Annotated in this window: 22 protein-coding genes; 2 read left to right on the plus strand and 20 right to left on the minus strand. The window is 34.9% G+C overall.

What is annotated here, in order from left to right; all coding sequences use genetic code 11:
• Positions 1–32 precede the first annotated feature (32 nt).
• The 5 genes from pth to purR all read right to left on the minus strand — a co-directional run bounded on the left by pth (position 33) and on the right by purR (position 5159).
• Positions 33–605, minus strand: coding sequence for an aminoacyl-tRNA hydrolase (pth, locus tag ACECE_RS0207615; RefSeq protein WP_010246302.1), 573 nt, complete (start codon positions 603–605; stop codon positions 33–35).
• A gap of 154 nt (positions 606–759) precedes the next feature.
• Positions 760–1725, minus strand: coding sequence for a ribose-phosphate pyrophosphokinase (locus ACECE_RS0207620; RefSeq protein ID WP_010246304.1), 966 nt, complete (start codon positions 1723–1725; stop codon positions 760–762).
• 208 nt (positions 1726–1933) lie between these two features.
• A complete protein-coding gene (gene glmU, locus ACECE_RS0207625; RefSeq protein WP_010246305.1) occupies positions 1934–3313 on the minus strand; it encodes a bifunctional UDP-N-acetylglucosamine diphosphorylase/glucosamine-1-phosphate N-acetyltransferase GlmU in 1380 nt (459 codons plus the stop codon).
• Positions 3314–3700: 387 nt separating this feature from the next.
• Positions 3701–3997 carry a septation regulator SpoVG gene (gene spoVG / locus ACECE_RS0207630; RefSeq protein ID WP_010246308.1) on the minus strand — a complete coding sequence of 99 codons (297 nt, stop codon included), beginning with the start codon at positions 3995–3997 and terminating at the stop codon, positions 3701–3703.
• 343 nt (positions 3998–4340) lie between these two features.
• Positions 4341–5159 carry a pur operon repressor gene (purR, locus tag ACECE_RS0207635; RefSeq protein ID WP_010246309.1) on the minus strand — a complete coding sequence of 273 codons (819 nt, stop codon included), beginning with the start codon at positions 5157–5159 and terminating at the stop codon, positions 4341–4343.
• 336 nt (positions 5160–5495) lie between these two features.
• Here purR and murC point away from each other — a divergent pair, with 336 nt between their 5' ends.
• Positions 5496–6905 carry a UDP-N-acetylmuramate--L-alanine ligase gene (gene murC / locus ACECE_RS0207640; RefSeq protein WP_010246310.1) on the plus strand — a complete coding sequence of 470 codons (1410 nt, stop codon included), beginning with the start codon at positions 5496–5498 and terminating at the stop codon, positions 6903–6905.
• Positions 6906–7066: 161 nt separating this feature from the next.
• On the opposite strand, the gene fabZ is transcribed toward murC, so the two are convergent.
• The 7 genes from fabZ to spoIIID form a co-directional block, all read right to left on the minus strand.
• Entirely contained in the window at positions 7067–7516 is a 450-nt protein-coding gene (fabZ, locus tag ACECE_RS0207645) for a 3-hydroxyacyl-ACP dehydratase FabZ (protein ID WP_010246311.1), read from the minus strand.
• A 110-nt stretch (positions 7517–7626) separates the two neighbouring features.
• Entirely contained in the window at positions 7627–8763 is a 1137-nt protein-coding gene (locus ACECE_RS0207650) for a phosphodiester glycosidase family protein (protein ID WP_010246313.1), read from the minus strand.
• A gap of 63 nt (positions 8764–8826) precedes the next feature.
• The gene (locus ACECE_RS0207655; RefSeq protein ID WP_010246315.1) at positions 8827–9180 is read right to left on the minus strand and encodes a rod-binding protein; all 354 of its coding nucleotides are present in this window, start codon (positions 9178–9180) and stop codon (positions 8827–8829) included.
• Positions 9181–9216: 36 nt separating this feature from the next.
• Positions 9217–10014 (minus strand): flagellar hook-basal body protein, encoded by a 798-nt coding sequence (locus ACECE_RS0207660; RefSeq protein WP_010246317.1) that lies wholly within the window; start codon positions 10012–10014, stop codon positions 9217–9219.
• Positions 10015–10145: 131 nt separating this feature from the next.
• Positions 10146–10925, minus strand: coding sequence for a flagellar hook-basal body protein (locus ACECE_RS0207665; protein WP_010246319.1), 780 nt, complete (start codon positions 10923–10925; stop codon positions 10146–10148).
• Positions 10926–11054: 129 nt separating this feature from the next.
• Positions 11055–12089, minus strand: coding sequence for a rod shape-determining protein (mreB, locus tag ACECE_RS0207670; protein WP_010246321.1), 1035 nt, complete (start codon positions 12087–12089; stop codon positions 11055–11057).
• Between the two features lie 320 nt (positions 12090–12409).
• Positions 12410–12661, minus strand: coding sequence for a sporulation transcriptional regulator SpoIIID (gene spoIIID, locus ACECE_RS0207675; protein WP_010246323.1), 252 nt, complete (start codon positions 12659–12661; stop codon positions 12410–12412).
• 532 nt (positions 12662–13193) lie between these two features.
• Here spoIIID and ACECE_RS0207680 point away from each other — a divergent pair.
• On the plus strand, positions 13194–13760 hold the full coding sequence (locus tag ACECE_RS0207680) for an NlpC/P60 family protein (protein ID WP_456048998.1): 567 nt from the start codon (positions 13194–13196) through the stop codon (positions 13758–13760).
• A 153-nt stretch (positions 13761–13913) separates the two neighbouring features.
• On the opposite strand, the gene ACECE_RS0207685 is transcribed toward ACECE_RS0207680, so the two are convergent.
• The 8 genes from ACECE_RS0207685 to ACECE_RS0207720 all read right to left on the minus strand — a co-directional run bounded on the left by ACECE_RS0207685 (position 13914) and on the right by ACECE_RS0207720 (position 23367).
• Positions 13914–14702, minus strand: a complete 789-nt coding sequence (locus ACECE_RS0207685; protein ID WP_010246327.1) for a dockerin type I repeat-containing protein — start codon at positions 14700–14702, stop codon at positions 13914–13916.
• Between the two features lie 544 nt (positions 14703–15246).
• Positions 15247–16131, minus strand: a complete 885-nt coding sequence (locus ACECE_RS0207690; protein ID WP_010246328.1) for a M23 family metallopeptidase — start codon at positions 16129–16131, stop codon at positions 15247–15249.
• Positions 16132–16202: 71 nt separating this feature from the next.
• Positions 16203–17201: a stage II sporulation protein D gene (gene spoIID, locus ACECE_RS0207695; protein ID WP_010246330.1), complete on the minus strand. Its 999-nt coding sequence runs from the start codon at positions 17199–17201 to the stop codon at positions 16203–16205.
• 219 nt (positions 17202–17420) lie between these two features.
• The gene (locus tag ACECE_RS0207700; protein ID WP_010246331.1) at positions 17421–19265 is read right to left on the minus strand and encodes a PA14 domain-containing protein; all 1845 of its coding nucleotides are present in this window, start codon (positions 19263–19265) and stop codon (positions 17421–17423) included.
• Positions 19258–20010, minus strand: coding sequence for an RNA polymerase sigma-I factor (gene sigI / locus ACECE_RS0207705; RefSeq protein WP_010246332.1), 753 nt, complete (start codon positions 20008–20010; stop codon positions 19258–19260). Before sigI ends, ACECE_RS0207700 begins: the two co-directional genes overlap by 8 nt.
• Positions 20011–20231: 221 nt before the next feature.
• Positions 20232–21497, minus strand: a complete 1266-nt coding sequence (gene murA / locus ACECE_RS0207710) for a UDP-N-acetylglucosamine 1-carboxyvinyltransferase (protein ID WP_010246333.1) — start codon at positions 21495–21497, stop codon at positions 20232–20234.
• Between the two features lie 57 nt (positions 21498–21554).
• Positions 21555–22322 carry a YwmB family TATA-box binding protein gene (locus tag ACECE_RS0207715; RefSeq protein WP_010246334.1) on the minus strand — a complete coding sequence of 256 codons (768 nt, stop codon included), beginning with the start codon at positions 22320–22322 and terminating at the stop codon, positions 21555–21557.
• Between the two features lie 190 nt (positions 22323–22512).
• The gene (locus tag ACECE_RS0207720; protein ID WP_010246335.1) at positions 22513–23367 is read right to left on the minus strand and encodes an S-layer homology domain-containing protein; all 855 of its coding nucleotides are present in this window, start codon (positions 23365–23367) and stop codon (positions 22513–22515) included.
• Between the last annotated feature and the right edge of the window lie 56 nt (positions 23368–23423).

Here is a 23423-nt window from a genome sequence, read left to right on the forward strand (position 1 = left end):
GCTCATCCTTAAGGCGTTTTAATGCATAGTTTTTATTTAGTATTAAACCTGTTCATTGCATTATCGACACCTGATTTTATAATAGTTTCTACTGCACCTACAGCATTTTCAATTGCTTCCTCCACATTTTTTCTCTCGTCAGGAGAAAACTTGCTTAAAACAAAATTAGCCAGATCCCATCCTTGAGGCGGCTTATCTACGCCAATTCTTATCCTTGGAAAATCGTCCGACTGTATCTGGTATATTACAGACCTCATGCCATTATGTGTTCCCGCGCTTCCTTTAGGTCTAACCCTTAGCTTTCCCACAGGAAGGTCAATGTCATCGTATACTATTATAATATTTTCTACAGGAATTTTGTACCACTCCATTATTTCCCGAACACTTTCCCCACTTAAGTTCATAAAAGTTTGAGGCTTAACCAATATAACCCTGGCCCCCTCAATAGTCCCATCGCCAATAACTGCCTTGTGCTTTACTTTCGTCACAGCAATATTATGTTTTTTTGAAAGCCGGTCAATGGTATCAAACCCTACATTATGCCTGGTATTATCATACTTCGTTCCGGGATTTCCCAGACCAATAACTACAAACAGATCCTCCAAAATGCTGCACCTCTCATCATAAAATAATTGCCTCCCTAAAGTCTATAAAGCTTATAAGGAGGCATTTACACCAAGTACTTCGGAATAATTTGGCGCTAATTAACATAATTTTTAATGTAATAGATAAATTCTATTAATCAGCTATACAGAATAATTATGAATCCTGTTGAGTAAACAAAGAACTTATAGATATATCTCCATAAATTCTTTCAATCGCTTCAGCAAATACTGAGGCAACAGAAAGTGAAACAAGTTTCGGTATCTTTTTCTCCTCTGAAAGCGGAATGGTGTTAAGCATTACCAGTTCCTTCATATGAGAGTTATTTATTCTTTCAATTGCCGGACCTGACAGTACACCATGAGTACAACAAGCATATACTTCCTTAGCACCTATTTCTAAAAGAGCATTAACGGCATTTACTATTGTACCTCCTGTATCAATAAGGTCATCAACCAAAATAACTCTCTTATTATTTACATCTCCGATTATATTCATAATTTCACAGACATTTGCCTTTGGACGTCTTTTATCAATAATCGCTAAAGGAACCTCCAACCTTTCTGCAAACTTTCTTGACCTTCCAACACTACCTACATCCGGGGATACTACAACAACATCACTTGTATCCTCGAATTTCTCCTTAAAATAGCTTGCCAAAATTGGCACCCCTACTAAATGGTCTACCGGTATGTCAAAAAATCCTTGAAGCTGAGGCGCATGCAAGTCCATAGTCAATACCCTGTCAGCACCTGCGGTTGTCAAAAGATTTGCTACCAACTTTGCGGATATCGGATCTCTCGCCTTTGCTTTTCTATCTTGTCTTGCGTAGCCAAAGTATGGCATAACCGCAGTTATTCTACCTGCAGATGCTCTTTTTAAAGCATCTATCAAAATCAGCATATCTACAAGATTGTCATTTGCTGGCGGACAAGTAGATTGGATTAGAAATACATCCGAGCCTCTTACTACCTCCTCAATATGGATAGCTGACTCTCCATCACTAAATTTGCCCACCTTTGCCAAACCAAGCGGAAGTCCTATTTTTTCTGCGATTTCTTCTGCCAGTGCTCTATTAGAGTTACCAGCAAAAATTTTGATATCCTTTCCATGCAAATTCATCTTATGTTCCCCTTCTCATAAAAAATTTATGGAAATATGAAATATAACTCCCACTACTTTTTCATGTAACTCATTTGATACCAGTAAAAACCTCAAGGGCGTAAAGCCCTACTCGATTTTAGGATATTTGCTTTGCAAACTCCTCAAATAAACCACGTAAAAAGTGGAAGTAACATTTCACACATTCCTTATATGTTAATTTAAAATTTTAGTCGTTTCGTGACATACCCTTTTTAACAACCCAGTCCTCTTTTACAACCTGGCGCGCTCTTGCTATAGCCAATGAGTTTTCTGGTACTTCCTCAGTAATGGTTGATCCTGCAGCAACATAGGCATTGCTTTTTACCTCAACAGGAGAAACAAGATTAACATTACATCCGACAAAAGAATTGTCCCCTATTTTGGTTTTATTCTTCTTTTTGCCATCATAATTGACTACTACAACACCACAACCAAGGTTAACATTTTTCCCAATCTCTGCATCACCAACATAAGTAAGGTGAGACAATTTAGTCTTATCGCCTATAATTGATTTCTTTACCTCTACAAAATCTCCTATTTTAACCTTCTTGCCTATGGTGCTTCCAGGCCTTATATAGGCAAATGGTCCAACCGTAGTATTATCACCTATTGAGCTTTCGAGCACAACAGAATTCTTTACCTCAACACCGTTTGCTATTTTTGAATCTACAATACGGCTTGCCGGACCTATAATGCAGTCTTCTCCAATTACTGTACCTTTCTCAATTATGCTTGAGGGATATATTACAGAATCCATACCTATTTGCACATCAACATCAATGTAGGTAGAACTAGGATCAATTATTGTAACCCCATTCTTCATGTGATTTACCAAAATCCTCTTTCTTAGGATTTCACTTGCCATTGAAAGCTGTACCCTGTCATTTATTCCAAGAATTTCATTACTGTCTTCTACTTTTACAGCCCCAACCTTAAGACCCTTTCTAATCAATATTTCTATAGTGTCAGTCAAATAGTATTCTCCCTGGCTGTTATTATTGCCAAGTTCTCCTAATGCTGACTCCAGATCCTTTATATTGAAACAGTACATTCCCGAATTAATTTCGTTTATGATTTTTTCTTCTTTTGAAGCATCCCTGTCCTCAACTATTTTCAGTACATTACCGCTAACATCTCTCACAATTCTTCCATAACCAGCAGGATTTGAAAGCTCTGCAGTTATAACAGTAGCTGAATTATTGTTTTCCCTATGAATTTTAAATGTATTGGAAATTGTTTCAGATGTAATTAGAGGTGTATCTCCACATAGTACCAAAACCTGACCATCTTTTCCCTTAAAATATTGTTCTGCCTGCATTACAGCGTGCCCTGTTCCTAACTGTTTATCCTGATAAGCATAAAGAACATCGTTGCCCATACTTTCTTTTACATCCTCTGCTTTATGCCCTACTACAATTACTGATTCATCAACACCTGCATCCCTGACCGACCGATAAACCCAGTCAATTAGCGTCAGCCCACATGCTGTGTGTAAGACTTTCGATTTCTTGGATTTCATCCTTTTTCCTTCACCGGCGGCAAGTATCACTGCCATCAAGTGTCCCATCTATTACTTCCTCCTTTAAGGTATCTTCAATAAAAACTTTACATTCAGCGTTCCAAAAATCTTGGCTTAATAAGCTTTTTCAAGCAAATGTGCAAAACGCAATTTTTTCGAAACACCCTTATAGGAAATATAAAGATTTCAAACCAATATATATTTTCTCACGTTTCAGCTTACTTTTCAACAGCAAAATACATAAAAGATATTACTAAAAACCAGTAAAAAATCGTCAAAAACACGCATTATGGTTAAACAATTAATAATTAATCCTTTTTAAGGACCATTCTATAAATTGTTTTACCTTTTCAAATTATTATTCAATAATTTGAAATAAAATTAATGCGCTGTTTTTCACGATTTTTAAAAATAAAATATTCTAATAATATCTTATTATAGATCTTCGCCTTGATCAGTATCTCCGGCATCACCATTATTGGAAATAAATTCATACTTGTCCAGAATAGCGCTTTGGATTTTGCCCCTGGTTTCAGCGTTTATTGGATGGGCAATATCTCTAAATTCACCGTCTGGAGCCTTCCTGCTAGGCATAGCAATAAATAGCCCATTTTGACTTTCAATAATCTTAATGTCATGAACAACAAACTCGTTATCAAAAGTCACAGATACAACTGCCTTCATTTTGCCCTCGGAGTCAATTTTTCTTACACGAACATCGGTAATTTCCATAAGATGTTACCACCTTCCGTTAAATTGTGTGTTGCAAGTGAATGAACTTTAAGATATTGCTTCATTAGACGCATTAAATACCGCTTTCTTGAAAGTAACATTTTAAAGTACATCTAATTAATCATGTAATATTATATATTCGCTATTTTTTTTGATTTTCCTTCTTATTTTCTAATCATTTTTATTTTTTCTTAAACGTTATCCAATTTAGATGAAAAACATCCTTTAAAATTATTCTCAGAGTTTTTCATCTATAGGATTTGCCTTTATAAATCTTATTATTCATAATAAAATATTACTAATTTTGTCTATTTGTAATTTAAAGGTGAAACTTCTAAATCAATTACATTCTGCCTTTACTAGGTTTTATATCTATAATTTTCTCATCATCGTCAACAACATTAAGCGTTAAAAGCGACATATAATTTTCAACAAGTTTTTTTAAGGGTTCTACTGTTTCAATAAGAACTCCAATTCCCGCAACTTCACATTCAAACTCTTTTGCAAGTTCAATTATTCCTTTTGCGGTTCCTCCGCCTTTCATGAAGTCATCAATGAACAATAGTCTGGAGTTTTTCTTCAAAGCCCTGATTGAAAGTATCATAGTCTGAATTTTTTTAGATGATCCCGATACATAATTTGTATTAACGGAAGCACCATCAGTAGCCTCACTGTTATGCCTTACTATAACGAGTGGAACATTAAGATATTTTGCAACAGCAAAAGCCAAAGGTATTCCCTTAGTTTCAACCGTTACTACATAGTCTATTCCCCTCCGAAAGAAATGTCCGGCAAATATGCGCGCAATATCATTAACAATCTTTGGATTATAGATTATATCAATCATATACAAATAGCCACCTGGAAGTATTCTTTGAACATTGGAAAGATCAGCACAAAGATTATCAAGTATCTTCAACGACTTTCCCTTGCTAAATCCAGGCATAAATCTCACACCGCCCTGTGCACCAGGAATCGTCTCAATGCTGCCTATATCAAGCTTTGACAGTAAATTTTGCACAATATCTATATCCTCGCTGATAGTAGACTTTGCAGAATTAAGCATTTCTGTAAAGCTCCCCAAAGTCAAAATTTCCCCTGGTGAATCCGTCAAACGTTTCAGCAGCAATGCAATTCTCTCATTCCTATTGATCTTATCCATTATAAACCCCCATATTAAATCTACATAAGTTTTTCAACTTATAAAATATAACTATCAGCTTTTTGGAATATATTATACTATAGAAGAGAAAATTATTTAAGGGTTTTTATCAATGTTTAAAATTATATTATTTGGTTTTATACTTATAATATTGTAAATAATTTCATATAATAGTAAATGAAGGCCAAAATTATTGATAATTATTTGGAAATACTCGAATTTAAAGTGCATAATTCAAAAAATATATTCGTTTTTTATATTATGTATATTATAATATAATTCGGTATGATATGAATCGAAAATAATAGTTCTATCATAGAATAAGGAGTGTTAATATTGGAACAGATAAACCTTTTAGATTCAAAGAATATAAAAACTGTCCACTTCATAGGTATCGGAGGAATCAGTATGAGTGGACTCGCGGAAATACTTAAAAATATCGGATACACAGTTTCCGGTTCGGATATGAAAGCCTCCAATATGACCGAAAAACTTGAAAGAGATGGCATTAAAATACACATTGGTCATAGTGAAGAAAATATAGATAATTGCGATTTGGTAGTATATACAGCCGCTGTAAAAGAAAATAACTCTGAACTTGTAAAAGCAAGGCAACTCGGCATAACAACAATTGAAAGAGCTGTACTGTTGGGCCAGATTATGAAGAAGTATCCCTTCAGTCTTGCCATATCAGGAACACATGGCAAAACAACAACTACTTCCATGGTGTCAATGATTATGTTAGAGTCAAACCTTGATCCGACAATCCACATTGGGGGAGAACTGGATGCTATAGGTGGGAACACAAGGATCGGAGGCAATAAGTATTTTATTACAGAAGCCTGTGAGTATGTGGAGAGTTTCCTCAAATTTTACCCTACTTTAGCAATTGTACTTAATATTGAGGAAGATCACCTTGATTATTTCAAGGACATAAATCATATAAAGCAAGCTTTCCTAAAGTTTATGAACCTGGTACCGAAAGACGGCTATATAATTGCATGTGCTGACGATGAAAATGTGTCATCAATTCTAAGTCAGATCTCAACCAATGTAGTCACCTATGGAATTAATTCCACCAATGCGACTTGGACTGCGCGTAATATTGAATTTGACGATTCGGGATGCGCATCTTATGATCTTATAAAAAGCGGTCAAAAAGTAGCTGCAATAAAACTTAGAGTGCCGGGTATTCACAATGTAAGCAACTCTATAGCAGCAGCTGCTGCCTGCTATACTCTTGGCTGTGACATTAAAGATATAGAACATGGTTTGGAAGCTTTTACGGGTACACATAGACGCTTTGAAGTAAAGGGCGTAGTCGAGAATATAAAAGTAGTAGATGATTACGCACACCATCCCTCCGAAATTAAAGCAACCTTGAAAGCTGCCAAAAGCACCAATCACACTAAAATTTGGTGTGTATTCCAGCCGCATACTTATACTAGAACCAAACTTCTATTGGACGAATTTTCAGAAGCATTCTCTGATGCAGATGAAGTAATAATTTCAGACATTTACTCTGCCCGTGAAATTGATACTGGTGAAATCCATTCGAATGTTTTGTCTCAAAGAATAAATGCAAAAAGTAATAATTCAATATATAAACCGGATTTTAATGCTATTGTAGAATACCTCAAAGAAAATGCCTCATCTGGTGACTTGGTTATAACAATGGGCGCTGGTGACGTATATAAGGTTGGAGAAATGTTTTTAAAAGAAAAGGATATTGCACCAATTAGCTGATAAATAGTATTCTCATCAAACAATAAAAAGTGGCTTATGCCACTTTTTTATTTCCCCTCTTTCGAACGAAGTGAAAGGGTCAAAAGTATTGGTACTCGAAGTCCCAGAGTTTTTATTTGAGAAATTTGCAAATCAATAGTCAATGTTCAAAATCCAATAGGCTAATTATCCTTGGTATTCTTATTTGGATCCACCATTGCAAACTTTATTTCACCTTCACAAGCCACATCGCCATCAACTGTAGCACGAACTTTTACCTTACCCATTCCCATTTTAAAAACCAGGAATTCCGCCTCAAGCTTTAACGTATCACCCGGTACCACCTGTCTTCTAATTTTCATTCCATCAATTCCGGTAAACACCCCAAGTTTCCCTTTGTTTTCTTCCATTAAAAGCCCCGCTACACACGCCGTCTGAGCAAGCGCTTCAACAATTAGTACTCCCGGCATTATTGGGTTTCCTGGAAAATGGCCTTGAAAAAATGGCTCATTTGCTGTTACATTCTTTATCCCTACCGCTCTCTTCCCAGGTTCAACTTCCAATATCTTATCCACCAAAAGGAATGGATATCTGTGAGGAATGATACTTTGAACATCTATATTGGTCAACATGTCAATACCCCCTAATTAACTTTTTTCTTTATTGTAAATTAATTCTCTATTATTATCATTAAATTGTCAATACACAATTTCCAACGATAGGATTCTGAGTAAAATTTCAACTATTCCATAACTCTTACCACCAATGCACCGCCTAGAGGTCTTTCTTTACCATCAAATGAAGGTTTGTTGACGATTTTGCCTTTCAAAATCATCTCAGTAGAAGCTCCTCCATCAAGCATGGCAGCATCTTTAACTCCATAGTCTATAAGAATATCAGCCAATTCCTTTGCTGAAACACCAATGCTATAACCCGGCTGACGCCCATCTACTGTCATTAGCACCACAACTCCGTCCTTCTTAATTCCAACAACTGTCCTAGGATCACGATTAGTCAGGAGGCCAACCCAATCATCCCTATCTGGAGCAACTGATTTTCCATCTTTTACGATCCAACTTCCACACTCATAAGCCTGCATACCTTGCTCAATTTCAGGTTTGCAGACCATTTCAATACTATCTCCATGTTTTATAGGAAATTCGCCATAAGCATAACTATAGGGCTCATAAAAGGTCAAAACCATCCCTTTCTCAGGAATAGGCGTAGGATCTATAGTTTTAATTACTTTTATGACTTTATTACCTTCAATAACAACTGAAGTATTGGAAACTGCAGCCCTGTTATCTCTCCCAAAATCATGTGTATACAAAACAATATTTCCAGGCTTCCCAATGCGGTTAATATCAGATACTTTTACTTTTTCTCCATTGTGAAGCATATATATTTCAGTATTTATTTTACTTAATTCTGCTTTATTACCTTTCACCGTAAATACAGGAAAATTGCCGCTGGACTTCGTTAATATTCTTCCATCAATTACTACCATTCCCGACGGATCCCCATATTCATAAAAAAATCCCGCATTAACAGCTGCATAGGCTTTACTTTTTGACGCAATTTTACTTAGCTCTTCAAAACCAAATAAACTTTCATGTGAAAGTGCAGGAGCAATTTCTACTTTTCCTGTACTTAAGTTAATTTCAAGCATATCAATTTCCTGTTTATTATTATTAATTGAAGTGCTAATATGACTATATTTTACAGGCAACTGAGAGTCCTCTTTCTTAATGGTTTTGGGCTCCTCAACACCATTTTTTTGATTTAATGCATAAAAATTAAATAAAAAGTGTCCCAAGCCTATAGCTACCAGGGACACAATTAATGTTACCGCAATAATACTCTTTTTACGATCAGTCAATTAATTCTACTCCTTTATCCTACTCACTTGGGAATGCTGAAAATAGAATTTCGGCTATTCCTATTACTTATCTGATTTAAGCTGATGTGAGAGCTGCTTGTACAGTTGTTCTCCCAGGCCCATGCTATTTGTTTTGGAAGCTTCCTCAACAATTTGATCATCCAGCATGCTTTCAAAATATTCTGTTCCACTATCTTGAGGAATCAGGGTTGATTTTGATACAGTTGCTTTCATTTGTTTATACATCATGTTAAGAAGCATTCCTTCAAACTCTGTACATACTTTCTTAAGCGCTTCATCGTCTTTTTTTTCTACAGCGTTTTTCAGGCTATCCTCAAAACTCTTGTCACTAACTGTGTTTTTTGTAGTGCTTATTGAATTATCAATATACGTATTACTTATTTTGCCTATATCCATTATAATCACATCCTTAGCTTATTGCCAATATAAAAATTATCTCTTAAGACTATTTGCTATGCCCAGCATATCATCAGCCGTCTGGACCGCCTTTGAATTTATTTCATATGCCCTTTGAGCAACTATCAGCTTTACCATTTCTTCAACTACCTGAACATTGGAAGATTCAATGTAATACTGCTTTACATTGCTAACAGTCCCCATTTCGGCATCCTGAACAGCTTCCCCGGAAGCTGAGTTACTGGCATACAAATTGCTTCCCATGCTTTCTAAGCCTTGCCTGTTGGAGAACTTAACAATACCTATTTTCTGGCCTAAAGGAACCACTACTCCCGTATCATCTGTATAGGACAGTTCCCCAAAATCAGATACAATCAGTTTTGAAACATCGACATCGATATTTATTTCTGCGCCTGTATCATCAAGGACAGGATATCCGTCTGAAGTAGTAAGCTTGTTTCCATCCTCTGAAACACTTATCTTGAAATTACCATCACGGGTATATGCAGTACCTTTTGGTCCTGAAACTGTAAAAAATCCATCCCCATCAATTGCAAAATCCAGAGGATTGTCTGTCTTCTCCAAATTTCCAATCCCAAAGCTTTTAGAAGTAGCTACAATAGATGATCCATGACCAACTTGAAGATTAACAGGTTTTCCGTCCCCATCCATTACCGAAGCCCTATTTAGCGTCTCATAGAGCATATCCTTAAATTCCACTCTTTCCTTCTTATAAGCAGTTGTATTTACATTAGAAAGATTATTTGATATCACATCTACACTAAGTTGTTGTGCTGTCATACCTGAACCTGCAGTCCATAATGCTCTCATCATAAATTCCAATCCTCCTGTCTTGAGCTTTTTAACATTATGATTTATCCTTCATAATATTAAAAATACACTTCACATGCCTTTGGTATAAACACTGATAATTTTATTCGTTTTAACCATTTATACTTTTAATTTTATCTTACAGCTCCAACTTCATTTACAGCTTTTTCGAGAGTTCCATCTAAAGCCTGTATCACTTTTTGGTTTGATTCGTAAGCACGCATTACAGTAATCATATTTATCATTTCATTAACTACATTAACATTTGATTGTTCCAAATATCCCTGCTTTACAACACCGTTAAACTCCTGCTCCTGAGTTTCTTCAGTAGTTTGTATCAGATTTTCACCAAACTTCCTTAGAGTAGAAGTGTCAGTAAAATCCTTTATTGCAAGTTTGTCCACTACTTGCCCATTCTGAACTATTGATCCATCATCTAAAACACTGAAATTCTCGCTTTCTAAAGTAATTGGACCGTCTGTTCCCATAACCATATATCCTTCACTTGTGACAAGCTGCTTTGCTGAATTCAGGCAAAAACTTCCGTCACGGGTATAGTACTCGGTTAGTTCTCCATTCTCAGATGGAACGCCTATGGTAAAAAACGCCGAATCCGAACTACCAATTGCCAAATCCAAGTTATTGCCTGTACTCGCCAATTGTCCGCTGGTATAGTATGTAAACACTTGCCCCACATCATTTCCCAGTTGTACATCTCCAACCTTTCCAGAAGGGTTTAGAGTGCTCTCTGTGTCGTTAACTCTCCTCACCAGGGCATTGGGAAAGCTTTCATAAACAACCGTATCCTTCTTATATCCGTTAGTGCTTACATTGGCAAGGTTATTCGATATTACATCCATTTGTTTGTTGTTAGCATTCATGCTCCAACCGGATGTATATAGTGCTCGAATCATAATTATTCACCTAAACTTCCGCTCTGATTATTTTTCTTATATAATATATCGGACTATAAGATTAGCAGCTTAATAAAAAAAAGAACCAAGTTTGTTAACTTAGTCCTTTTTATTCTCAAGTAATGCTTATTATCTTTGAATAGATCTATTCTCAGCAGCTTCGCTTTGCTCAATTGTTTCAATATTATCCAAAGCCTTTCCAGTACCAATCGCCACACAGGAAATCGCATCATCAGCTACAACTACATTAATACCTGTCTTCTCCTGTATAAGCTTATCCAAGCCGTAAATCAAACTTCCACCGCCTGTCATAACAATACCTCTGTCGCTTATATCCGATGCAAGCTCCGGAGGTGTCTTTTCCAGAACAGAATGAACAGCCTCAACAATACTTAAAATAGGTTCTTCAAGTGCTTCCATAATCTCTGTAGATGTTACTGTTATGGTCTTGGGCAATCCCGATATAAGGTTTCTACCCCTAATATCCATTGTCACTTCCTGCACTCTTGGATAGACAGTACCGATGTTTATTTTTAATTCTTCAGCCGTACGCTCGCCTATCATTATATTGTGCTTTTTCCTCATATATCTTACGATTGCTTCGTCAAATTTATCCCCGGCTATTTTTATAGAACTGCTCACAACTGTTCCGCCAAGAGAGATAACTGCAATATCGGTAGTCCCCCCACCAATATCTATAACCATACTTCCACAAGCTTTTGCAATATCAATGCCTGCGCCTATCGCTGCTGCTATAGGTTCTTCAATTAGATAAGTCCTTCTTGCTCCTGCCTGCATGGCCGCCTCTTTAACAGCTCTTTTCTCAACCTCTGTAACTCCACTCGGCACACAAACAATTATTCTCGGTCTTACCAGTTTGAGTATCCTACTTCCACACACCTTATTTATGAAATGCTTTAACATTCTCTCAGTAATGTCATAATCAGAAATAACACCTTCTCTTAATGGCCTGATAGCAACAATATTACCAGGTGTTCTTCCAAGCATTCGCCTTGCCTCTTCACCTACAGCAAGAAGTTTATTTGAATTTTTATCTATAGCTACAACAGACGGCTCTCTAAGAACTATACCCTTCCCTTTAATATAAACAAGAACGGTCGCAGTTCCAAGATCAATACCTATATCCTGACCAATACCAAACAAAGTGCATCTCCCTTTCGATTAACTGTACTAGTGCTTACTAACATGACAAATTACCAATTAATAAAAATCTAAGAGGCATTCACTACCCCATTTAATTTTAGGACATTTACTTCGCAAATTCATTAAATCATAGTCTAAAAAAATCAACTTCCAATGTTCTTCCCCCATGCATGCGAATCCCGCAACAAGGCAACAGAAAAGAAACTACATGTCATAAATATATTATCATATTATTTTAATAATGCAACTTAATATTTCAACATTTTTGATTTTTCAAGATAAAATAAATAAAAGCCGGTTTCCCGACTTTTATGAGTTAACTAAATTTCGCCTTTATATTTTGCTTTTGTAGCCAATCCACCTCTTATATGTCTTTCAGCTTTGTTTGTATCTAATACAGCTTTTGCTTCTTCTGCCAAAGTTGAGTTTATTTGTACCAAACGATCAGTAACATCCTTATGTACAGTACTTTTACTTATCCCGAATTTTTTCGCTGCCGCTCTGACGGTTGCCTTGCTTTCAATGATGTAATTGGCAAGTTCAACAGCCCTTTCTTCTATATAACCTTTCAATGACCATGCCCCCCTCATATTCGCACTATTATATGTTAACTTGTCTTGAACTGAATTTTATCTATTACCATTGGACCTGTTTTATAAAAATCCGGTCATTGGCAAATCAGGTCATATTACAAGGTAATCTAGTATTTCATTTGAATTTCTGCTTCTTTTAATATATATGATGCTTTGAATATTGTTATGAACGCTAAATATCAAAAAATAATAAAATACTGTCAGGGTCAAATACACAGAGATTTTCTTGAATTTTTCTTCGGTAGTAAAGTATTTCCAGCGAAATAAAAGTAGTATATAATTAAGGAATAGCTGAAATATTTTAGCTAAATTTATATATTTTGAAAACAGAGTAATTTAAGAATTAGGAAGGGGCGATATTTTGAAAAAGATCTCCAAACATTTTCATGTAATTTCAATTATAATTTTAATTATTGCTACAGTAATATTATCAATGAATCCTATAAACCGTAGATCCACAAATCTTTTATTTATTGGGACTTTATTTGCCTTATGGGCCTTAATCCTTTTAATGGTATGGAAAAACAAGATCCTAAGGCTAACTCTGATTATACTTCCAATTATATTTTTTTCTGTCTTAAACCTTAATGGTCCTGATATAGACAAGCAAGTTATCAGATCGGAGTATGTAGAATCATTAAAAAGATACAATGGAACAAAATACCTTTGGGGCGGAGAAACTTCGATGGGTATTGACTGTTCAGGTCTTGTAAGACGTGGACTTATAGATACATATATCCGATTGGGCTTTTTACACACCAGCCCCCAATACATAAGAAAAGGTATTTACTTGTGGTTTAATGACTTCTCTGCAGAAGCCATGGGTAATGAATATGGCAACCTTACAATACGGATTATGACGAACCAGATTTTGAACAACACCGATTATGAGAAAATAAGAGAAGGTGATATAATGGTAACTGAAAACGGAGTCCATACCATGGCATATATCGGCAATCAGGAGTGGATACAGGCTGACCCATCAAAACATAAGGTAATCATCCTGAGAGCACCGGATGATAGTAATAGTTGGTACAAAGTACCTTCATATATTCTTAGATGGAAAGACTTAGAATAAACTTATTTCATAAATTCTTGAATTAAAAATCTCTAACATTGGACCATCTTGATTTTAGGTGTTAGGAAAATTTCTCAATAGAAAAGGCAGGCTTTGCAACGCCTGCCCTTTTTATGTATTAAATTCTATTATTATAATACTTTATAAAGCGGATCAATTTACCTTAGAAATTTTAATTGTATATGAGTCTAGAGAACTAACTCCATTAATATTCTTTATACCAAGGTAATATTTAGTGTTACATAACAAATTCTGCTCAACATAACACCCCTTATCTGAAGTATACGTTTTAAAACTGCTATAGTAACTATCTAAGCCTTCTACTTTCTCCACATATAAAAATCCTACAATAGTATCAGGATTTGAAACTATATCTACTCTATATCTTCCATCAACAGAAGGTTGGAAAGTTAAGTAATCCTTGTCACCTTCATAGTTTATCATTCCATTAACATCTTCCCCAACCACTAAGGCATATGAAGCTTTTGAAATTGAATTCGTAAAATCGTCTGTAGAACTAGGCACAGGCGTTGTCGACGCTTTAGGTGTAGGCGTTGCTGCTACAGTAGGTACCACAGTTGGTGATGCCGAGCCCTTTGGAAATCCACTTATTTTACCTAGTAGAAATCCTCTCATTATTCCCAAATCAATACTATTAATTTCCTTGTCCATATTAAGGTCCGCTATTGAAACATTTTCCTCCGATAGCAAACTATTGGACATTCCTAATAGGTACATTCTAATGTGAGCAAAGTCAATACTATTAACTAAACCATCGTAATTAATATCACCTTGGACAATGCCCGGGCTGCCTCCTGATGTATTGTTCAGGGTTGCAGCTTCCAACTTTCCAAATCCAAATGGATAAAGTACAGTTGAAGCAATAATTAGGATAAATACTACAAATTGACTTACCAGCGTAATACACTTTTTCTTTTTCATTCTTTCATTACCCCCTTTATTTTATAGAGATAACACTATAAATTATGCCTTATGCATTTAAGTACAAAGAATAATCAAAAAAAACGGTATGTTTACGCTACATTAGATTTTAGTAAATTACCTGTAAAATTAAGTCATTTTTAAATTTTGCACCAAGCTATGGATAAAACAATTAAAATTTCCCTAATTTAAACAAACCCGACGTATTATATATATACATACCATACAAAATCACGAATAAGATTTCTTATTTTTTTGGATATTATATACATAATTCTATATAAATATATTGCAATTGTCAATGAATAACTGTTATTAAATTATATTACCCAAAAATTTAAAATATACATAAGTTAGACAGAGTCTTTTATAATCTAATTTTAACCATAAATTTTCAATTAATATCACTATATTCAAAAACACCTTGTTTAGTTCCAATTTTGCATGCTAATTGGATAACATACAAAAGACCTTTACTTACCATAGCTTTGATAAGAAAAGGTCTTCACATAAAAATCTTTTTATAAGTATTTCCAACCGTTAACTAACTTGCTTTGTTTGGCAAATAGTCAGATGGGTTAACGTTCTTGTTGTTTTTAAGTACTTCAAAATGGAGATGTGCAGGTTCAGCAGATTCAAAACTAGCACTATTACCAACTGCTCCTATCACTTCACCCTGTTTGACTTTTTGATTAGGTGATACCATATCACCACTTGCAAGGTTTGCATATACAGTCTTCAATCCATTTGAATGGTCTATAATTATTGTAACACCAAGCCTTGGATCGTTTTTAATTTCCGAAACCACACCATCCGCTGCTACTTTTACTGCACTTCCCCTTGCAGCTTTTAGGTCCAAACCTGCGTGAGATCTCCACTCGTCAAGAGTCTTTGAATATACCAGTTTGTCCTGGGCGTATTCTAATGATATATCTCCAAAAACAGGCATTGAAAAACTTTTACTTTCAGCTTTATTGCTGGTTTCAACTTCCAAACTATCTGTTGACGCCTTTTTAGTACTATTGCTGCCTTTCGAAGGTTCGCTTGTCTTTTTGGGATCCTTTCCTGCATTTGTCTTCTTCGGCTCACTTGTTGCCTTTGAATCCTGCTTTGCAGGGGTGGCCTTACTAATTGCTTTAGGAGCGTCAGTTGCTGTTTTACCCGAACTTTCCAAATCCGAACGTATTGAAGCACTACTTATACTGCTTTCATCTTCAGATGTAATACTATTTGCCATTTCATTGGTAATGATTTCACCCTTTTTAAAATTTCCTGACGATGAAATATTTTTTGTAGTTATTAGCGCTGCTGTTACTCCTACAATAGCAATACACAAGGTTAGGACAATATAAAATCCCTTTTTATCAAAAAAATCTAAAACTCTTTTCTGCGATGCTTTCTTTTCTGGAAATAACTTTTTAAAATTCACTTTTTCCACCTCCATATATTATTGTTTCCGTGTATGGCAACAATATACATAAAGGTTAAAATTTTTTCTTATCACTGTTCTTTAATTTTTCCAAGCGAAACGCCCTTGTAATAATACTTAAGAATCTCTTCAAATGTTCCGCCGTTCTTTGCCAGGTAATTTGCACCGCACTGACTCATACCAACACCGTGTCCAAATCCTATTGTAGTTATATTCAATTCTCCCTTATTACCTTTCTCAATTTTAAAATTTGTGGACCTTAATGATAGTATACGTCTTAAATCTGTACCCTTAAGTGAAACATCCCCAATTTTCATAGTTTTTACCCTTCCACCTTCTGAGAGTTCCTGGATACTGAAATTACTTAATAGATCATCCTCATTAAGCTTTATATCTGGATACTGGACTTTTATCTTATCAATTATATCCTTTTCTTTAAAAGCTGTAACAACCTTATAGCCCTTATCTTCCTCTTCTCCATCGCTTTGTACACTTTTTAGGTACGGGGTTTCTGTTCCATCCCATACATCCTCAGCATTCTCCGTTCTACCCCCACTATTTGTATGAAATAAAGGATTAATAGGTTTATTGTCATAAAGTATTAGTATATTTTCTGTTTCTTTAACTGCTGTCTCAATTTTTTTCCAATTTGCCAATGCATTAATAGAACCCCATTTTTTCATTATATCATCTTGTTTTATCCAAGACTGGCAGTGATTAAAGTCAGTACAAACTTGTGCCCCACAATGCTTATCATCTTTAACTGTATATAAATTAATCATTCTGCCATAAGCATAAGTTCTGGCAGCAACTGCTTGAGCTTTTAATGCTTCAGGTTCATAATCTATGGGCATCTCTGCTGCAACTACACCTTTGACGTAGCTCTCAAGAGGCATCTCTTCAACTCTGTCTTCAGATTTTATGTATACTTTTATTTTTGTTTGTGCTTTTTCAGCTTTTCCCTCCGGCTTAACGTCATCTAGCACCGTATTGCATCCCCTTACAATAAGCATAGGAATAATTATTGTAACGGTAATCATAATAAAAATATAGTAAATTATTTTTTTCATAATTGTCCCCATTCTCCTATATACAAGGAATCGTGAAAATTTAGCATAAAAACAAAAAACTGTTTCATCTCTATAAATATGATTGTACCTAATCAATTTATTCTTTGAAATTATAGAGGTAGCTCATTAGTTTTGCACAAAAAAGTAAGACGGTTGTCTATCGATAACCGTCTTACTTTTTTAATGTAATGTAGTTAAAATGCTTGAGTTGCTATATAATTATTGGTTAAGCTCCAAATAATCTATATTTGGTCCCCCTTCACTGGATATAGCTGTAACTCGAATGGTATTCACCCCTGCTTTAAGATTAACCATGATACTTTTGTCCTTCCATGTTGTCCATGCATTTGTCTTCTCGAAATCCAATGTATTTTTGACAGTATTATCATTTACGTTTATTTCTACAACTCTATTAGCATTTGTTCCGTTTGCATATCTTAAATTCAACTTATATGTTCCGGATTTTGCTACTTCAATTTTCCATTCAATCCATCCGCCAACTTCATTTTGATAATTCACATAACCGCTTCCCGCAAAGCCTTTATTACTACTCTCAATAAAAGCTTTAGAAAGGCTTGCCTGCTCAGCCTGATATACTTTTACGTTATGATAAAGTTGGCTTTCAGGTATGATCTCCTTCGCCTGACTGCTACTGGACCAGTACAACTTAACTTGTCCGGATTTAATATTCTCAAAATATTCTACCTTTATGTCATATTGGGTTCCTTTATTTAACTTCAGTTCGCCTTTACACTCTGAAGGACGCTGCGATTTCCAGTTGTCAATCAACAAAACATTGTTTATCCAAAGGCGTACCCCATCGTCAGCATAAGTATAAAATGTGTAATTCTCCGAATATCTAGGTACAATTTTCCCAGTCCAACGAACAGAAAAAGTATCTGCTCCAATTTGAGAATCCGGACATCCTTCAGCCCACCTGAAATTAACCTGCGAATCTGTCCTTATAACTTTAAGTTCTGTAAAATCCGAATTGTCATAATACTCTCCCTTTAAGCCTGGAATCCTAGCTTCTTCTATTTTTACTACATCTGAGGGTGAGTCATTTACATATTTTTGGGGTGTAGCTGTCACACTTTTCGAATAAGGAGTGCTTGTATAAAGCATCGTATGGGTTTTGGAGGACGTTACACCAGTAATTGTTACAGGAATAGGGGTATTAGCTATTTGTGGTGTTGGTGTATCTATTATGTTTGCCGTCTCACTAACTTGCACCGCTACAGGTGTTGATGTTGCCATGGAAGGAACTGGTGTATTTCCTTTGCCAGTTAGCATATCAATTTTCTTTAGTAATGTATAAAGCTCCGCCTCCTTCAGTTCTTCCATACTAATCTCTTTGCTCATCTCTTTAGCTTTTGCGTAAATAAAATACTTCCCCATTGAAATATTGTTTGCTTTGGACTTATTACGGTAATCTAAAGGAACATTGACCACCTTTGATTTTATATCATCCCCATATTTTTCATTTAAATCTTTTTTTATATTTTGCAGTAAATCAGCGAGTTGTTTTTTGTCTTCTCCACTATTGGCATGGTTTTCTCCCAAGGCAGCGGCAATAAATACATATCCACTTTCACTGCCAAAATCTAAATACCCATTCTCCTTTGATTTTTCAATAATTATATTTAGTGCCTGATCTATTTTTAAATTTTCCAGCTTTAATTGACTAATAAGATTTTCAGCATCTTTATTTAGCGTATGAACATCTCTAACTACCTCTTTTTCATCAATCATCAATTCAATGCTAGGATTAATATCAATATCTATATAGGCATAAGTTAATCCCATATTAAAAGATCTTCCATGCAAAAACATAAGCGTAAACACAATTGCAAATACTGCTGCAAAACCAGCAGCTGCATAATAGAAACTTTTAAAGTTTTTCATTTTTTCTTTAAGCAAATCTTCTTTTTTTATCAGAATCTTTTGCCCCAAAAACATGTCTTCTTTCTTTCTAATCCTTATAAATATAGAATCATCGGTCATTGCAATAGCTTCATCAGTATCAATCTTTATAACAACACCGATATTGTCTAAATCATTCATATTGCTGCCTCCTTTCAGTATGAGTAACCATCTCTTTCAAATCATCCAGATTGCTTCTTAAAATTAAACTTACTGCAATTATAAACTTTCTATTCCTCACAATTGTTTTTTGATTGACTTTCACCATTTTTAACAAGTCTGAAAGTGGAATACATTTCTTTCTATCCATATTAAAAAACAATTGTTCATCTTCAGCAATGATTCTTGCAATTTTGATGCATTGCCTTCTTGAATCAGCATGTTTTGGAGAACTTATAATTAAATCCTGCATAGAAATACCATACTCATTCAAACTACTTTCAAAACTTAATAGTTCCTCCTTAAGCTCAATTTTCTCAAACTGGTTATAAGAATTTGATGTTGAAAGTTGGTAACTCAAATTACAATTATCTTCAATGGAGGAAAGAGGCAAGACATCACTGTGACGTTTATCCTTTCTTTTCTTGTCTATAATTCTGTGCTTTATAACCATATTGGAATATTTAAAAAAATCACCATTTCTTTTTTCATCATACTTATCTATTGCTTCATTAAAAGCAGTCAAGCCAATACTATACTCTTCACTATTTTTGTTATCTACGTATGTACCAACAATATTAGAAACCACTCTGGTTATATGCGGAATATTATCTCTAATTAGTTCTTCCTTAAGGTTTTTGTCCCCTGCTTGAATTTTCTTAACTATTTCTGCAATAGAATTTTTAGTATCTAAATCTATTTTATTACGGACGCCAAACTTCAGCAAATATATCACACCCCTTTCTTTAATGCGTAAACACAAACTTTTTTTAGGGATACAAATAACAAAAAGATATACTCTAAAATAAATATGTTGATTTAAATTAAGATACTAAAAATAAAGAAGGCAACTCGAACTAATTAAAAACCAGTTGAGACACCTTCGTTATAAAATATATTTTCTACTTTATTTTTAAATTTCTTAATACAAACTATCTTCTCAGTATGCTAATCTTCTGAAACCCTTTCAATATTAGCGCCAAGACCTTTAAGTTTTTCATGTATATTAACATATCCTCTTTCAATATGCTCAATATCCGTAATTTCCGTAATGCCATCCGCAGTGAGACCTGCTAAAATCAACGCTGCTCCTGCCCTCAGATCTGTAGCTCTAACTCTGGCACCAGTCAATTTAGGCTTACCTTCAATAATAGCACTTCTTCCTTCAATCTTAACATTTGCTCCCATCCGTTTTAATTCAGCCAAATGCATAAACCTATTCTCAAATATAGTCTCAATCACCATACTTGTCCCTTCAGCTCTTGTCATTAGCGATGTCATTTGTGCCTGCATATCTGTAGGGAAACCCGGATACGGGTGAGTTTTAATATCAATAGGTTTTATATTGCCATCAGATATTATATGCAAACTTGAAAGCTCCTCAGCAACTTCAACCCCAGCTTCTCTAAGCTTTGCAGTAATAGGTTTTAAATGATCAGGAACAATATTTTCAATTTTTACATCACCACCGGTGATAGCCGCTGCGACCATAAATGTACCAGCTTCAATCCTATCGGGAATAACTGCATGAGTTGCCCCTGTTAAGGAAGTGACTCCATTTATTTTAATTGTATCTGTACCAGCACCTTTTATATCAGCACCCATTGTTGTCAGATAAGTTGCCAAATCAACTATTTCCGGTTCAATTGCTGCATTTTCAATTATTGTCTGCCCCTCAGCAAGTGCAGCTGCCATCATTATATTTTCAGTAGCTCCGACACTAGGGAAATCAAGATAAATTTTGCTGCCTTTGAGTCGGCCATCAACTTTTGCCTCTATATACCCGTGCCCCTGGGTAATCTCTGCTCCCATAGCTGCAAATCCTTTAAGGTGAAGATCAACAGGTCTTGAACCTATGGCGCATCCACCTGGAAGAGAAATCTTTGCAACTCCCATCCTTGCAAGAAGCGGTCCCATAACTAAAACTGATGCCCTCATTTTATTTACAAGTTCATACGGAGCTGTAGTGTTATTGATTATGTTGGAATCAATCCGCATTCTCGTTTTATTGTCTGAAAACTCAACATTTGCACCAAATGACTTAAGTAAATCACACATTACCTTTACATCTGACAAGTAAGGAATTTCTTCGATAATACTCTCTCTGTCACCTAATAGAGATGCAGCTATAATAGGTAAAACAGAATTTTTTGCACCACTAATTCTTACAGTTCCTTTTAATGGATTTCCCTCAGAAACAATCAATTTGGGCACGTTAATTCTTCCTTTCATAATAAATTTATCTTTTGTATGCGCTTCCTTGCGTTTAAGTTAGTATTCAATTGTAATTACAGGTGTCGCGAGCCATATGTATGTTTTGTCCTCAAAAGCATTATATCTTAAAGCTAGATTCATATTGATCTTCCTTCCCTCTATCTCAATATTATTATCAATTAGAGGGGAATAAGCCGATACGCTAATCAAATTTTTTTCAGACATTCCATTTACTTTTTTTGCTTTTGCACCATCAAGTATAAGTCTGCTTATCCTGTTCATTTCTCCATAGTCTAGCTTACCATCAAAGTAACCTATAATACAAGTGTTAACCTTTGGATTTAGGCCAAAACTTTTAAATTTTTCTTTAAGCAAGTTAGCAGTACCATTTATATCCAGCTGTGTCAACTCATTAATTAAATCAATAGAAATAAAACTCTTATCCGTACCACTTTTATTTTTATTTAGCTGTGTAGTGATACAAACTGTTTTGCCATCAGACGTTACGCCTTTAATTTCAGTTTTACAAATTAAATCACTGTTTACAGTATTTTTGGAAAAATCACTATTCTTCAACATTCCAACGCTATCTGATAGTTTATCCGCAAGTTCCAATAAGCTTTTTTGGTCTTCTGATTGTTTATCGATTTTACACCATACATAAACTTCATTATTTACAAATTTAGCACCTGTGCTTGAAAAAGCATTTTGAAGTGCCGGAGTCTTCTTTTCTTCATTTCTGTAATTTAGCCCTGCAAAAGATATTGTAAATAGTATTGTGAAAAATATCAACCAAAAGAAGCATTTTCTCAAATTTACATTCATATATATCCCCCCGACGAACATTTAACTTATTAAAATTATTGCCCTATCGATTATGGGATATACATGCAATATTTTTAAGGTGTAGGACTTTTCTGAATATCTAGAATAAGCATGAATATGATGTATTATTAAGAATTCTTATTAAAAAACACCGCCTCCCTTTCTTTAAATTTCAGCCATTTTTTAGCAATTAATACGTTGAAATAGCCCTGCTTATCATCATAGCGCAGTTCGCTCTATTAATATATTTTTCTTCATTGAAAGCCTTGTAAATGCTATCCTTAGAATTTAGTATTCCAACATCAAACATTTTTTTTATAGAATTACTATACCATTTACCCTGTTGAATTTTAGAATATATTCCATTGTTTGTAGTTTTAAAAGTAAAAGACCTCGATATAATAGAACTAACTTCAGCTAATGTTATCGATTTATCCGGTCTTACTGTTTTATCCTCATAGCCTGAAATCAAACCATTTTTTGATGCTAGAAGAATATACTCCTTTGCCCAGTGTTTATCAATATCAGTAAATCCTTTAACGTTTTCACCTTTACCCTCAAGACCTAACGCTTTAACCATTATGACCATAAATTCCGCCCTACTTATGAAGCTATCAGGAGCAAATTTACCGTCAGGCCTACCATTTATAATTCCGGCATCATGCAGATGTGTAATATATTCTTCAGCTTCTATCCCTTTAATATCACTAAAAGGAGCATAATCCGGGCAGCCTAATTCATGTATATTAACTCTAATTGGAGATATCACACTATTTAAATCGTAATCTACATAAGCTGTAGTTGGATAACCTTCTTTTAGTTCATATCCGATATGCAAAGTCTTACTATTGGTAAAATAATGGTATGTGATGGCAAACCCCATTTTCTCTTCCGGATCGCTCCATTTTAACATAACCCTTTCCTTATTACTCCCTAACTGATCTATTTCATAATTCAAACCATGCGAAAATGAAAAATTTGCATTTAATAAAACCACACTGCTAATTAATATTATGTATACCAATGCCTTATTTATATTCACCATTACATACCTCAAATCCTTCTTAATATGGGCTAATTTTTGATTTTTGAAGGTGTTTA

It is taken from the genome of Acetivibrio cellulolyticus CD2 (assembly GCF_000179595.2).
GTDB lineage: Bacteria > Bacillota > Clostridia > Acetivibrionales > Acetivibrionaceae > Acetivibrio > Acetivibrio cellulolyticus.